The organism is Chania multitudinisentens RB-25 (assembly GCF_000520015.2).
Classification (GTDB): Bacteria; Pseudomonadota; Gammaproteobacteria; order Enterobacterales; family Enterobacteriaceae; genus Chania; species Chania multitudinisentens.
In genome coordinates, this window is record NZ_CP007044.2 from 3,643,186 (window position 1) to 3,658,482 (window position 15,297).

Consider the following 15,297-nt stretch of genomic DNA (forward strand, 5'->3'; position numbering starts at 1 on the left):
TCCGACACCCGGGGCGGGGCTAAGACTTATTACCGTATCCAAGCTAACAGTATGTGGTCTGTACCGGTAATGTGCACCAGGTGCGCTATCCGTACCGTTCATCATTACCGTTACACAGAATTATTTTTTTCAAAATACGCCAGCTTATTTGGAGTATTTTTCTATATTGACCATCTGTCTAAAATAGGAACATTTTCAGAGTAAGCTTTACTAGATTACCGGTAGAGTGTTGTAAGGAAATATAGCCAGAACAAGACCTATTAGGATAATGCCAAATAGTACACATAATAGTCCTCCACTTGGAGGAGGCGCAATCTGGTTTGAGCGCTCCGTTCAAGCACTAAAAATAGGCAAAGAACTCGTTCTGGATGTGATTGCCGTTCAGATTAAGCCGCAATACTCCAATGTGGACATGTGAATCGCCCTGTAGGGGCTGCAGCCAGCATTCTCGGATGAATATAGCTTTTGCGGTGTATGGCTTATTACTATAATCAGCCCTATTGTTAATCAGGCAGGCTGAAATCATGGTACTGCCTGTGGCATGTTTTTGATCGCCAACCCCAGCAGAGCATTCACGGTTATGATAATGAAGCCTTTACCGATACTCCTGTTCATCTTTTCTATATTGTTTGGCTTACCTCTGGTTACACACACCAGCGTAGCGGCTCCGGTGGCTGCGGTTGAAGACAGCCAGCCAGATGTCGCAACTGCATTAAAAAACTATCAAAAACAACTGGATACCATTAAACAGCAGGTATCTAAGGCCAACACGGATAGTCAGTTGAGCAAACTGTTTGATGCGACACAAATGTTGGGGGCAGATCTGGGGAAATTGATTACCGAGCTGCATCCAGTACAAGAAAAACTACAGGCACAATTGGATGTTCTTGGGCCAGAACCTGCGCCGGGTTCAATGGCGGAAACAGCGGCCGTGGTCAAACAACGTAATGCGCTCAATAGCAGTAAAAAGCAGATGGATGATGCGATAAAACGCTCGCAAGCCATCAAAGCCAGCACTGCCGATCTGGGGCAGCAAATCAATGATCTACGCCGTGTGGCATTCAAAACTCAGTTGGCGTTGAATACCGGCAGTATTTTAAGTTCCGACTTCTGGTCACCAAAGACTTACATGCAGACAGAAGAACTGGATCAGTTCAGTGCATTCATTCAGCAATTGCAGCAGACCTGGGATAACAGTTGGCAGGAAAGCTGGCGTTACGGTACTTTGGGGCTCCTGATGCTGGCCGCCACTATTTGGTCGTTAGGGCGCTATATTGTTGAACGTTTTCTTGCCTGGTTGAGTATTCGTTATCTGCCCGATGGGCGGCTGCGCCGTAGTTTTATGGCACTGGCCACGGCCATGATTACGCTATTTGCGGCCAAATTGGCACTCAATCTGATCGTAATCACTTTTTCCCGTGCTCAACCGTTTACCCCGCAGGTGCAGGATTTTTCAAATGGATTCATGCAACTGGGGCTTTTTTGTGCGCTGATTGCCGGGTTAGGGCGGGCATATCTCTCGCTCAGCCGCCCATCATGGCGCTTGCCGCAGATGGATGATGCCATTGCATCCGGTATGCGTTATTTCCCACCACTGATTGCTGTACTGGCGCTGGCTTTTGGGACTGTTGAACTGATCAATAACGTGATAGGTGCTGGCTTGGGCACCACCGTATTAGGTAATGGGTTGGTTTCGGCATTAATGGCACTGCTGCTGCTGGTGATACCCGTGCGGGCGCACTATATCCGCCGCCAGTTAGAATTGAGCGGTACGCATATTGAGAAACGTTCCACGCTTAATGGTGTGGCACATATCCTGATCCTGGTGTCTGCTGTGGTGATCCTGTTTTCACTGCTGATTGGCTATGTCGCTTTCGCTCGTTTCCTGGCTTATCAGCTGATCTGGATCGCGTTGGTATTGATGGCGTTTTATTTCCTGGTGATATTCACCACCGATCTCTGCGCGGCTATTTTTTCATCGCAAACAACCAGCGGCCGGGCGTTGAAGAAAACTCTCAACTTTAAAGATCGTCATCTGGAACAATTGATGATTATCTTTACGGCCATCGCCAAATGTTCACTGCTGTTACTGATGATTGTTGCGCTGATCAACGGCTCATTCGGCACCACCACCCCTAATTCACTGATTGAAAAAATCATCACAATTTTGAGTGGTGAGGGGCTAAAACGGCTGAATATTGTGCCGAGCAATCTGCTTAATGCCGTGATTTGCCTGATGATTGGCATTTATATTCTGCGAGTGACAAAGCGTTGGCTAAGCCATGAATTATTGCCAAAGACGATCAGCGATATTGGGATACGTGCATCCCTGGTCACATTATTCAGTAATGTCGGTTATGTACTAATCATTCTAATCACGTTAGCTGCCTTGGGCATCCAGTGGAACAATCTGGCATGGATTGTCAGTGCGTTATCGGTCGGTATTGGTTTTGGTCTGCAAGAAATTGTGAAAAACTTTATTTCTGGGCTGATTCTGCTCACGGAGCGCCCGGTAAAAGTGGGGGATATGATCGGTATTGGCGGTGTGGAGGGAGATGTTCGCCGCATTAATGTACGTGCTACAGAAATCCAGCTTAGCGATCGTTCAACCATGATCGTACCTAATTCACAGCTCATTTCGCAGAACGTGCGCAATGCTACGATGGGCAATGCGCAGGGCGTTGTGACGATTGCGCTAACATTCCCTACGGATATTGATCCTGAGTTGGTGCGTAATATTCTGCTGAGTGCCTACCGAGCATATGATTCTATTCTTGAAACACCAGCCCCTTATGTGCGATTTAGCCAACTCGGCCCAGAGGGCATTATCCTTAGCGTGACAGGTTATGTTGCCAGCCCGCGTATGGTCGGTTCCACGAAAAGCGATCTGTTGTTCAGTATTCTCAAATCGCTGCGCGAACAGCGGGTGAATATCTCTAGCCCAAAAGAAGTGGTGTTTATGAAGCAACGGGCAAAAAATCTTGTTGATGAAGAGGAAGAACACTCGTCCTGAACGCTCAGCCAATCGGCGTAAAGTAACAGGGGGCACAGGAGGTGGTATGACAGATTGCTTGGCTAAAAATATCATTACGATATATGAAAAACTTGCTGATAACTGGGAACAGCTCAGATCGACCGATCTTTTTGAACAACCTTGGTTGGACAAATTCTTGAACTTGTTACCGGTAAATGGGCAGATTTTGGACATCGGCTGTGGCAATGGGGTGCCAATTGCGGAATATTTTATCCGGCAGAATTTTCAGGTTGTGGGTGTTGATAGCTCACAATCCATGATTGGCCATTGTCAGCAACGTTTTCCAGAACAACTCTGGAATGTGGCAGATATGCGATTATTAGCATTACATCAGAAATTTGATGGTTTGATTGCATGGGACAGTTTTTTTCATCTGACACGCGAAGACCAACGCAACATGTTCAGGGTATTCAAACGGCATGCCAATAGTAAAGCTGTGTTAATGTTTACCAGTGGGCCCAGTGATGGCGAGGTGGTAGGGGTATTTGAAGGGGAGCAACTCTATCATGCAAGCCTGGCACCCGCAGAATATCGACAATTGCTTAAAAATAATGGATTCAGTGTAATAGATATGATTGCTGAAGATCCCGAGTGCCGCGGGCGCACGGTTTGGCTGGCTCAACATGATTCAGATGATGATTGATGGGTATATCTGCGAACTCTCGGTTTATTGTGTTGGATCAATATTTACCACTTATTCCGCTTGTAAAAATGCAACTTAGGATTAGATTGATTATGATTATCACTAACTCTTAATAGGTGCAACATGGTGAATTGGTTCAATCGTGTAATGGATCGCCCGGATCTGGGCAAGTTAATCCTACGTTTGGCATTCAGCATTCTAATGATATTTCACGGATGGCATAAATTAATCGGCGGCATTGACTATATCCAAGGTCTGCTGACTCAGCATGGGCTGCCGGGGTTTATCGGTTACGGTGTTTTTCTCGGTGAGTTAGTCGCTCCTCTGTTGATCATTCTGGGGATTTTTACCCGCCCGGCAGCGTTGGTGTTTTCATTTACCATGCTGGCTGCTTACCTGCTGATCGACCCTGGCAAGGCGCTGATGCTGACCAAAGTAGGGGCCTGGGGAGCAGAAGATATGGCGGTGTATTTCTTTGCTGGGTTGGCTATTGCTTTCCTTGGCAGTGGTCGTTACTCGGTAATGAAGGATCCTAATTGGCGTTAAGGCAGTTCAGGTAAACAGTGCTAAATCGATAGGGGGGGCGCATCAGTTCGCCCCTCAATTTTTTCATGTTTGCAATTAGGGCTGTCATTTTTACTACTTTATGAAATTTCCCGCTAGTACCATTAATTTGCTATCACAGTGGCCAGCAACGGTGATTCAAACATAGCTTTGGGTGAAATAACCGCTGCATTCCATGGGATCTGTGTTCCATAGCGTTCATGCAACTTCTGCTTTATGGCAGGGGTGTCAAGATGGAATTCACGAACTTTCTGTAACTTGCCGATTTGTATGCCTAACGCCCGATCGTATATCTTCCATACCAACTCTGAGCAGTACATTTTATCATCTGACCAGGAGAATTGTGCATCGTAAGGCATACCTAAGAAGCGCTGAGCCTGTTTATTTATGCGTAATTGTTCCTGTGCCGTCAAACTGTGTCCGGCATTTTTTAACCGTTTGATGACAAAGTGTTTTCTTTCGCCTCGGTCTATCCAGGCAGACAACGGTGTATATTTTACTGTTGCTGCTGCCTCGAAAACGTAAGGCTTCCCACTACTCAGTAGGATGATACCCATGTGACTGTAACGTGAACCCGTCGCTTGTTGTATGGCAAGGCTTTGTGCCGAACGCGAAGTCTGGAAAATGATGTCGCCTTCTTGTACTTTGGGCAACTCTTGAGCCTGGCTGACCAGCCCGGCTAACAAAAAAACTGCCAGAAACAGTAGAGCTCCTAGACGTTTGTTAAATAGCATCATTCAATCCCTCAAAATTAGAATGGTATGCATTTTATGAAGGTTATGTGTGGTGATTGTGAAGTGGGTTTCCTTGGGGAATACAGTTACCATCTGTGATAGGTGGATACCCACCATCAACTACTGGTTGTGCTATACCTGTTGTCGGATGGATTATTCTGGCTTCTGATGTGTCGCAGATTGCATATCGTACAGTAAGAGATTACAACCGTATTGCCAGAGGAAACGATAAATATGGTAAGTGATACTCTTGAACAGCGGATTTACGAACTGGTAAGAAGCCATGATGGAATTTACCTTTTTAAGAAAAAAGAACTGACACCAACAACGGATCTGGATTCAGATCTGCGACTGGAAGATGATAAAACACTGGCGCTGATCTTGAAGTTTAGTGTTGACCGCGGGAATTTTCCCATCACAACTTACTATCCGCCAGAACCATCGCTAAAAAATTTGCTCAATCCGTTCCGTAAAAGCGATATTCCTCAGGTGCCGGATTTTACCATCGGTATGCTTATCGAGTCCGCCAGAGTAGGTCGCTGGCTCTATGACTGATTCACGATATATGTGACCGCTGTGACCGCGCCAGATAACCAGATTTCTCGTACTTCTACATTGGTTCGCATAATGTATATTATGTTAAATTACCCGTAATGGCTAATGCCACATCAAAGTTTTAATAAATCAATACGTTAGTAATTTCTGACCTCCCTCTCGTTTCTTACGTTAGGTGCTATGAGATTAAAGTTATGTACTCACTTAACCAGTTGGTTAGATTCTGATGGATATGGAAATCTTTTACGAATTCTATTAGTGTGGGTGCCTATCTAAACCAGAGGTGGGTGCCCGCCATCTCTGGTCTGCCAAAAATGCATCAGACCCAGCGTTTACACTATCTGCGTAGCGCCTGAGGAAATGAAAATAAGTTAACAATTAACTATCTTCTGAGATAGTAAGCCAAGAGCACAATGATGACGAAAACTAATACTAGAAAAAGAGTCATATATAAGACCCCTCTTTTGGTACTGACAAACAAATAACAGTCCAGAATAGCAGTAATCAGCTGTTCCATTTTCTTCCTCTTAGTGAGTTTTTTATCTGGGCCTCAACATGGGTGGCACTGAGAATGGGCATACGCACTTGGCTGCCTAAAAACCAGCCTTTAGGTATACCCATTCCCATGATTAACGCGTTGGCGGTTCTTTTTCTTTTAACTCACGATACCAGCGTGGGTGGTGTTTCTTTGCCCATGCTTTGGTAACCCAACCTTCTACCATCGCGGTCATAGTGCCTTTCACCCATAGAGCGGCATAGACATGCACCATGATAATCACTATTAGCGCCACTGCGGCAAATGAATGCAGCATTAACGCAAACCGGATCACCGGGATGGAGAAAGCAGGCGCAAAGTATGGCCGCCAGATGATTACCCCACTGATCAGCAGCAGAACCAGGAAAATAATTGCTGCCCAGAATACGCATTTCTGGCCGAAGTTATAACGCCCGGTATCCCCGACCTCCTCGTTGACGACGATCTTATGAATATTCTTTGCCCAAAAGATATCATCCCGATTAATCAGGTTATGGTGCCAGTAGCGGAAAAACATGATGATGAACGAGGCAAACATCGCTACCCCGATGAACGGGTGCAGAATACGCGCCAGCGGCGGCGTACCAAGAATATGCATCAGCCAGTTGAAGGATGGAAAGAGAAAACCCAGCCCGCTCACCGCCGCCAGGATGAAGCAGAAGGCAGTGATCCAGTGGTTGATGCGTTCCGGTGCCGTGTAGCGCACAATGATGTCACGTTTTTTCATTTGTGCACCTCGTCATTTTCTTCATGCTGCTCGTCTTCTTCCTCTTCCACACGGTTCGGGCCAACACCAACATAGTGGAAAAGGCTTGCTGCGAAGGTTGCGGCAAAGCCGACCGCTGCCAGCGGTTTCCAGATCCCCTTCCAGAGCTTCACGGTCTGGCTGATTTCCGGGTTCTCCGGCAGGCCGTGATACAGATTCGGTTTGTCGGCATGATGCAGCACGTACATCACATGCGTACCGCCAACGCCCACGGGATCGTATAACCCTGCGTTGTTATAACCACGGGTATTCAGTTCTGCCACGCGTTCACTTGCCAGCACCACCATATCCTTTTTGGAGCCAAAGTGGATAGCGCCGGTCGGGCAGGTTTTCACGCATGCTGGTTCTTGGCCCACGGTGACGCGGTCTACACACAGGGTGCATTTATAGACACGATTATCTTCCGGGTTCAGACGCGGCACGTTGAACGGGCAACCGGCAATGCAATAGCCGCAGCCGATACACTGCTCAGACTGGAAATCGACGATACCGTTGGCGTACTGAATGATCGCGCCTTCAGACGGGCAGGCTTTCAGGCAACCAGGATCAGCACAGTGCATGCAACCATCCTTACGGATGAGCCATTCCAGTTTGTCGTTCTGTTCCACTTCCGAGAAACGCATTACCGTCCATGACTTGGCGCTCAGGTCTGCCGGGTTGTCGTACACCCCAACGTTATGCCCCACTTCGTCACGAATATCATTCCATTCCGAACAGGCCACCTGGCAGGCTTTACAGCCAATACAAGTGGTTACGTCGATAAGCTTCGCCACTTCCTGCTGGTGTTCCCGTGCCTGCGGCGCAGGAGTGAAACCGCTAGTTGCGGAGCGACGAATAATGTCTTGCGATTGATAAGCCATAAGTCGTCTCCGTTACACCTTTTCCACGTTCACAAGGAACGCTTTATATTCCGGCGTCTGCGAGTTCGCATCACCGACGGAGGGGGTTAACGTATTAGCAAGGAACCCTTTTCGCGTGGCGCCTTCAAAACCCCAGTGACAGGGAATGCCGATGGTGTTGATCCTTTGGCCGTCAATTGTCAGCGGTTGTATCCGCCGGGTAACCACCGCTTTAGCCTTGATAAACCCTCGCTTAGATACCACCCTGACCATGTCGCCCGCCACAATGCCCTTCTCTTTAGCCAGAACTTCACCGATTTCGATGAATTGCTCCGGCTGCGTAATAGCATTCAGGCGCGCATGTTTGGTCCAGTGCCGAAACAGCTCAGTGATGGAATAGGTAGTTGCCACATAAGGGAATTCATCCGCCTGCCCCATATTGGCACGGTCGTCATTAAAGATGCGCACTACCGGGTTCGATATCACATTGGGGTGAAGCGGGTTGGTGCCAATCGGTGACTCAATCGGTTCGTAATGTTCCGGGAAAGGGCCATCGTTCATTTTATCCAGGGAGAACAGCCTTCCAACCCCTTCCGGGTTCATGATAAATGGCCCAGTATTGCTGCCCGGCGCGGCCTGGTTGTAATCCGCAACATCCATCCCGGCCCAGCGTTTGCCATCCCAGTGCAGCAAGGCTCGTTTTGCATCCCAGGGTTTTCCCGCTGGATCGGCGGAGGCGCGATTGTAGAGGATGCGGCGGTTAGCGGGCCAAGACCACGCCCATCCTGGGGTACAGCCCAGCCCATGAGGATCGCTGTTATCCCGGTTAGCCATCTGGTTGCCCTGCTCTGTCCAGCATCCGCAATACACCCAGCAGTAGCTGCTGGTAGAACCATCATCTTTTAACTGCGCAAAACTGCTCAGTTGCTGGCCCTTTTTGACAATGACTTGGCCATTTTCGTCAACGATGTCACGCAAGGCTTTACCGTTAGCTTCACGGGCAACTTCTTCAGGATGAGGATCGCGCGGATCGTGATAGTCCCAGGACATGTTGAGTACGGGAAGTGGATTTGCTCCCCCTTCCTGTTGATACAATTCACGCAGCCGCATAAACAGACGCCCCAGGATCTTACCATCGTGCAGCGCTTCACCTGGCGGTTCCGCCGCCGCCCAGTGCCACTGTAGCCAGCGGCCGGAGTTAGCGATAGAGCCATCTTCCTCAGCGAAACATGATGACGGGAGCCGGAAGATTTCGGTTTGAATATCCTGCGGGCGCACCTCGTTCATTTCGCCATGATTTTGCCAAAAGTTGGAGGACTCCGTGACCAGCGGATCGATAATCACCAGATATTTTAATTGTGCCAACGCTTTGGCAGATTTGTTTTTATCTGGGAACGCCGCCAGCGGATTAAACCCCTGCACGATATAGCCGTTGATCTTGCCCTGAATCATCAGCTCTGCCTGGGTCATCACATCGTAAAGGCGATCCCATTTCGGCAACCAGTCATAACCCCAGTTGTTTTCTGCCGTGGCATGTTCTCCCCAGAAACTCTTCATCATACTGACGAAGAATTTCGGCGTGTTCTGCCAGTAATTCACTTCATGGCTTCCGAGAGCGGCAGGAGTAATCTGTGAAATGTAGGTTTGATAATCCGTTTGCTTCTCTGAGGGCAAGGGCATATAACCGGGCAGATTGGTGGAGAGTAAACCCAGGTCGGTATATCCTTGAATATTGGAGTGCCCGCGCAGCGCATTCACCCCGCCCCCGGCCATACCGATATTGCCAAGCAGAAGCTGCAACATGGCAGCGGCACGGATCGTTTGTGCGCCAGCTGAATGGTGGGTCCAGCCCAGGGCATACAAAATTGTCGCAGTGCGATCTGCCGCACTGGTACTGGCTAGCAGTTCACAAATCCGAGTGAAATCTTTGATCGAAGTGCCACACAGGCGATTCACCATTTCCGGGGTATAGCGCGCAACGTGCTCTTTCAGTAAGTTCCATACGCAACGCGGGTGGCTGTAGGTTTCGTCACGCCGGGCATAACCATTATCATCAAGTTCGTAGTTCCAGCTCGTTTTGTCATACTGCCGTTTTTCCGCATCAAAACCGCTGAACAATCCTTCATCAAAAGCATAATCGTCTCGGATAATGAGGCTGGCACTGGTGTAATGGCGCACATACTCATGCTGTACCTTGTCATGTTCCATGAGGTAGCGCATCACACCCAGCAGAAACACCGTATCAGAACCGGCGCGGATCGGCGCATACAGATCGGCGACGGATGCGCTGCGATTGAAGCGCGGATCGACAACGATCACCGTGGCATTGTTTTTAATTTTAGCTTCAATGACCCACTTAAATCCGACCGGGTGCGCTTCCGCCGCGTTGCCGCCCATAATCAGCACGACATTGGCATTTTTGATATCTACCCAGTTATTGGTCATCGCGCCACGGCCAAAAGTGGGAGCCAGTGCCGACACCGTCGGGCCATGGCACAGGCGTGCCTGGCAGTCGATAGATACCATGCCGAGCGCCCGGGTGAATTTGCCGTCGAGAATGCCGGTTTCATTGCTGGCGGCCGAAGAACACAGCATGCTGGTGGTCGTCCAGCGGTTAACGGTGACACCCTGAGCATTTTTCTCGATAAAATTCGCATCGCGATCGTCTTTCATTAATCGTGCGATACGGTCTATGGCATATTCCCAACTGATGCGGGTCCATTTATCCGTGCCTGGAGCACGATATTCAGGATATTGCAGGCGGTTGTCACTATGAATGTAATCAAGCACCCCGGCGCCTTTCGGGCACAGCGAACCGCGGCTGACGGGATGATCGGGGTCACCTTCCACGTGATAAATACTTTGATGCACGTTTTTGGCGTTGTCCCCGAGGCTGTACATGAGAAGACCGCACCCGACGGAACAGTAAGTGCAATTATTACGGGTTTCTTTTGCTTTTAAGAGTTTGTATTGACGCGTTTCGGCGTGAGCGGAAAACGACGGAAGAAAACCAAGTGATGCTACGGTTGTCCCTGCCATACCGCCCGCGCAGATGCGAAAGAACTGCCTGCGACTGAGCTCCATTGAACCTCCAGCTTAAACTTAAGACAGGAAAAGGGACAATGATTATACGGTTATTTTTACACTTTGCATTAAGCTTTAACACTGTTTAGCAACAAGTTAGCATCATCGGCAGCTCCTTGAATGAAATAAAAGCCACCATTCAAAATGGTTTGCAGGGCGAAATAAAATTATTCCTCCCTGGTGGTTTTGGAATAAGTTTCAATTGCAGCATTAAACATCATGATTTGCTGTTCAAGCTGCAACATTTCTTCTTTAATCGTTATGGATTCATATTGCCCGTCAGCCAGGGTGTTTTCCAACTTTTCGGCCATCAGGTGCAACGCTGTCGCCCCAAGGATCTGCATTGTGCCGTTAATGCGGTGCAAATGGTGCTGTAATAACGCCCATTCCTGTTGCTCCAGTGCCTGCAATGCAGCGGCCAAATCCTGGTCATTCTCAAACTGCGACTGTTCCAACATCTGGCACATCAACGTCTTATCACCCAGGCTATGCGCCTCTAATGTTGGCATATCAATGAAATCTTCCAGCAAGTGCCGGTATGCAGGGGTACGCACGCCGCTTAATGCCGTTTTTAACTGTTGCAGATCAACGGGCTTAAATAGGCAAAGGTTCATACCTGTTGCAAGGCCGCGCTCTTTTTCATCTGTCTGCGCATTGGCGGTTAATCCCCAGATAATGATCTGTTGGTTGATCTCCCTTACCCGCTGTGTCAGCGTAATGCCGTCCATATTCGGCATATTAAGGTCAGTAATCAGCAGGTCGTAATCCTGTTTTTTAATCAAATCAAGAGCCTGTAGGCCATCTTCAGCTTCATCCACATGGTAACCAAAAATATCCAGCTGGCGACGAAGTAACAGGCGATTTATCGGATTATCTTCAACAATCATAATGTTAAGTGCCGCAGGCAGAACCGCTTCCTGTTCTGCGATTAATAACGCGCCTGGAGCATTGTCCGAGGTTCGGGTCACCAGGGTGACCGTCATGGTTGTCCCATTCCCTGGCTGACTGGTAATGCTGATTTGCCCCGACATATGCTCCACCATTTCACGGCAAATCACCAAACCAAGCCCCGACCCCATACTCCTTTTACCGACAAGGGTCTGGCTGAACGGTTTAAAGAGCTGCTGTTGCTCTTGCTCACTGATCCCAGCACCTGTGTCTCTAACACTGAGTGACAAATATACCTGTTCATCTCCCAAAGGCTGGGTGTGAGCAATGACATCAACCTCGCCTTCCTCTGTAAATTTGACCGCATTACTTAAAAGGTTAGCGAGCACCTGTTTCATTGCCTGTGGATCTAGCCAGAGCACTTTTCCTGGTTCAAAGCGACAATCTACGGTGAGTTTCAGGTTTTTCTGGCGGGCGAGCCCCTCAAAATTAGCTACCGTGGCATGGATCAGTGACTCGAGATCGACCCATTCCTGCATAAGAGTGAAATTGCCCGACTCGATTTTTTCCATGTCCAGCACATCACCAATAAGTGCAATCAATGTTTGAGCCGTGTTGTAAGCCAACTGAACGGCTTCTTTGGACTCTTCAGGACTTTGTTTGTGAGTCGCTAACAACTCAAGGAATCCCATAATGGAACTGATGGGGGTGCGGATCTCATGGCTCATGCTGGCAAGAAAACGGCTTTTGGCTTGGTTGGCATCAATGGCCTTGTCTTTTTCAACCTGCAGCGCCTCCATCAACTGTCTGGATTCAGTGATATCTTGCCATCCGCAAATCAGAGTAGCGGGCATATTTTCCGGCATCTGACATGAGGTTAACCAATGCAGAATAAGGCGCTCTTCTTCACCATTATTCAGCACCAATTGGTGGGTGATGACGGCATCAGGGATTAAACCTTGCTTAATTTCCTGCTGAAGTTCGGGGAAAATGCCCGCCAGTGGGCTGCGCCGATCAAACAGTGAGTAACGCATTGCCTCACGCAGTGAAGGGGTAAAAAAATCACCGAATGCGTTATTAAAACTATCAAGCTCTCCATCAGGCGTAATGACATATACCGGCACAGGGATTGCGTTGGATAACGTCTGGCGCAAAATCAGCTGGTAGCTCAACGCTGCCTGAGAAGCCTTTCCCCTGCTTATCGCACGCAGAAGGTAGACTCCCCATAATAAACTGCTGATGACGAGCAACACCGCCAAACCTACTACCAGGTAAAATGGCCGGTTGTAAAGGTTCCATGTACCGATTTTCACATCCGGCGCTTTTACCCATTTCCCAGCCAGATTGAGAATTTCTTTCGGCGGTATATCATCCAACGCTTGGTTCAAAATACTCTGTAACTCTAATGAATCGCGTGGGATTGCAAAGGCAATTTGTGCCGGGGATTCGTCGGAGAGCCGGGTATAGGTCATTTTACCGGGGTAATAGTGGTCGATAATAAATCGTGAGGCGAGCTGAGTTGAGACGACAGCATCCACCTCCCCCTGCATCAGTTTGCTGAGTGCCGTACTGGTATTTTCTGCGATAACCCAGTTTATTCCAGGGTATTTCTTTTTCAACTTATCACTCAAAGTGTGATAAGCAGGGATCGCAACTTTGCTCCCCGGAATAAGAATATCGGCTTGCTCACGCATTGTTCGTGTGACTAAGACAAATGGCGTAGCAATAAACGGATGAGTGAACAACATTTCATCTTCCCGTTCAGTGCTGTAGGTAACAGCTGGCACCAGATCCCAGCCACCTTTGCGCATAATATTAACCATGTCGTCGTTTGAATTAGCAATGACAGGCTGGAAGGTAAAACCAGTCTGGAGCTGTATCAGGTTAAGAATATCGCCAAGCACTCCTCTGATTTCATGGTTGTCATCCATCATGCTGAGCGGTGCGTAATAAGGATTGACCAATATACGCAATACGGGATGCTTGGCTATCCAACGTTCCTCTCGAGGCGTAAACTTCATCGCTTTATTTAAAAAAGAGATATTACCTGTATCAACCCATGACTGAGCAATTTGCTTATGCGTTTGCTCACTCAAAGAGCTAATAAAGGTATCGATAATATCCAATAATTGCTTTTGATTCTCCAGAACTATAAATTGATTACCGGCTTGTGGTTCCCGCCAGAACTTAACCATATCCAGAGACTGATAAAAATCACGAAAAATAATAAAGCTTGTTGTAAGATTGCTGCCAAAAAAATAGTCATTTTCTTGATTTTCGACTGAGGCCAGTGCTTGATAACTATCCGTATACGCAGTGATTTTAGCCTTAGGAAAAACTATTTTTATAAACTGATCTGAAGGATACCCCTGTTTAATCGCCACCCTCACTTCTTCTTTATTATTGAACAGAGGATTCATCACGCTGGTCTGGCTTGTCACTAAGGTCGGAAAGGCACGGATAAGTGGTAATGAAACAACGAACGGTGCCGGTATGTATTTACCGTCATCAGATGTTGTCAGAATCATGTCGATATTGCTGTTCTTGAGCGCTGTTAGTGCCTGCGCCTTATCGTTATAGTGTTTAATTATTAAATTGATTTGTAATGAATTTTTAAGCAAAGACAGATAATCGGCATTCATCCCCCGGTAGCGGCCCGTTGAAGTATTCATACTCAGCGGCGGTGTTTCAGTACCATAAACGCCAATAGTCAGTGAACGCTTGGCGGCAAGCCACAAGAGATCGTAATGGCTTAAGGGAAGCGCGGGAGTAAACGGCTCATAATCACTGGCAAGGGTTAACGTCACCGGCTCTGCCGTTGTCGCATGGGCCGGGAATATCATAAACAACACTATGAATAAGAATTTATTTATCCTATTTGTCATGTCATTACCCAATTTTATTACGTTGAGCAAAAGAAAACAGTTCTATGAGTGATTTGCAATTTAGTTTCTCCATTAAACGGCTTTTGTAGGTGCTCACCGTTTTATTGCTGATACACATTTTTGATGCGATTTTCATATTATCAGCACCATTAAGAATATAGCGCATCACTTTAATTTCCTGGCTGGACAGTGACTGTAACATTTCCTGCTCTGAAGAAAGGCTGCCCATAAAGGTATGAAGTGATAAGGGAAAATAGCTGTAACCATTAAGAGAGGCATTGACAGCGGCAATAATGTTGGTCATTCCCTCTTTTTTACTGATGAAAGCGTTTGCACCAGCATCTGCACTACGCTTGCCGTAAAAGAGATCATTTTTGGCAGAAACCACAATAATAATGCGACTAAATGCCTGCTTCCTGAGTTTCTCAACGACTTCAATACCACTCATCACTGGGATATCAACATCAACAATGACCAAATCCGGGTATTCTTGTTCGACAAGCAGTAACGCCTGAGCACCATCCCCTGCTTCTCCGACAATGTTGATGCCTTCACTTTCCAACAGATTTTTAATAGCCATCCGGGCCAGTGGGTGATCATCAACAATAACGGCATTTAACTTTTTGTTTTTTATCATATTACCTACTCATTATAATTCCAACCTTGAGTAAATTTGTTAACTTATTAACAAATTTGGAAGAACACTCGCCTCAGTCAGCTCATGTTATTAGGTTCTTTTTTGATGAGTCGGAGCTTGATTAAGTTTACAT

At 47.5% G+C, this 15,297-nt stretch carries 10 protein-coding genes and 1 pseudogene; 5 read left to right on the forward strand and 6 right to left on the reverse strand.

Annotated features, from left to right (window positions below):
• Window positions 1-580 precede the first annotated feature (580 nt).
• From Z042_RS15905 to Z042_RS15915, 3 genes are all read left to right on the forward strand, one after another.
• Window positions 581-3,013 carry a DUF3772 domain-containing protein gene (locus Z042_RS15905; RefSeq protein ID WP_037405900.1) on the forward strand — a complete coding sequence of 811 codons (2,433 nt, stop codon included), beginning with the start codon at window positions 581-583 and terminating at the stop codon, window positions 3,011-3,013.
• Between the two features lie 46 nt (window positions 3,014-3,059).
• A complete protein-coding gene (locus Z042_RS15910; RefSeq protein WP_024910695.1) occupies window positions 3,060-3,677 on the forward strand; it encodes a class I SAM-dependent DNA methyltransferase in 618 nt (205 codons plus the stop codon).
• 123 nt (window positions 3,678-3,800) lie between these two features.
• On the forward strand, window positions 3,801-4,223 hold the full coding sequence (locus Z042_RS15915; protein WP_024910694.1) for a DoxX family protein: 423 nt from the start codon (window positions 3,801-3,803) through the stop codon (window positions 4,221-4,223).
• 122 nt (window positions 4,224-4,345) lie between these two features.
• Here the strand turns inward: Z042_RS15915 and Z042_RS15920 are convergent, their stop codons facing one another.
• On the reverse strand, window positions 4,346-4,978 hold the full coding sequence (locus Z042_RS15920) for a YiiX family permuted papain-like enzyme (protein WP_024910693.1): 633 nt from the start codon (window positions 4,976-4,978) through the stop codon (window positions 4,346-4,348).
• A 65-nt stretch (window positions 4,979-5,043) separates the two neighbouring features.
• Between Z042_RS15920 and Z042_RS26890 the strand changes: the two are divergent.
• Window positions 5,044-5,220: pseudogene (locus Z042_RS26890) on the forward strand (STM2901 family protein); the annotation flags it as partial.
• Window positions 5,210-5,530, forward strand: a complete 321-nt coding sequence (locus Z042_RS15925; RefSeq protein WP_024910692.1) for a DUF1493 family protein — start codon at window positions 5,210-5,212, stop codon at window positions 5,528-5,530. The pseudogene Z042_RS26890 and the gene Z042_RS15925, both read left to right, overlap by 11 nt.
• Before the next feature lie 629 nt (window positions 5,531-6,159).
• Here the strand turns inward: Z042_RS15925 and fdoI are convergent.
• The 5 genes from fdoI to evgA all read right to left on the reverse strand — a co-directional run bounded on the left by fdoI (window position 6,160) and on the right by evgA (window position 15,164).
• Window positions 6,160-6,792: a formate dehydrogenase cytochrome b556 subunit gene (gene fdoI, locus Z042_RS15930; protein ID WP_024910691.1), complete on the reverse strand. Its 633-nt coding sequence runs from the start codon at window positions 6,790-6,792 to the stop codon at window positions 6,160-6,162.
• On the reverse strand, window positions 6,789-7,691 hold the full coding sequence (fdxH, locus tag Z042_RS15935; protein ID WP_024910690.1) for a formate dehydrogenase subunit beta: 903 nt from the start codon (window positions 7,689-7,691) through the stop codon (window positions 6,789-6,791). Before fdxH ends, fdoI begins: the two co-directional genes overlap by 4 nt.
• Before the next feature lie 12 nt (window positions 7,692-7,703).
• Window positions 7,704-10,754, reverse strand: a complete 3,051-nt coding sequence (gene fdnG, locus Z042_RS15940) for a formate dehydrogenase-N subunit alpha (protein ID WP_071882838.1) — start codon at window positions 10,752-10,754, stop codon at window positions 7,704-7,706.
• A 167-nt stretch (window positions 10,755-10,921) separates the two neighbouring features.
• Window positions 10,922-14,527, reverse strand: coding sequence for a response regulator (locus Z042_RS15945; protein ID WP_037405771.1), 3,606 nt, complete (start codon window positions 14,525-14,527; stop codon window positions 10,922-10,924).
• Between the two features lie 4 nt (window positions 14,528-14,531).
• On the reverse strand, window positions 14,532-15,164 hold the full coding sequence (gene evgA / locus Z042_RS15950; protein WP_024910687.1) for an acid-sensing system DNA-binding response regulator EvgA: 633 nt from the start codon (window positions 15,162-15,164) through the stop codon (window positions 14,532-14,534).
• Between the last annotated feature and the right edge of the window lie 133 nt (window positions 15,165-15,297).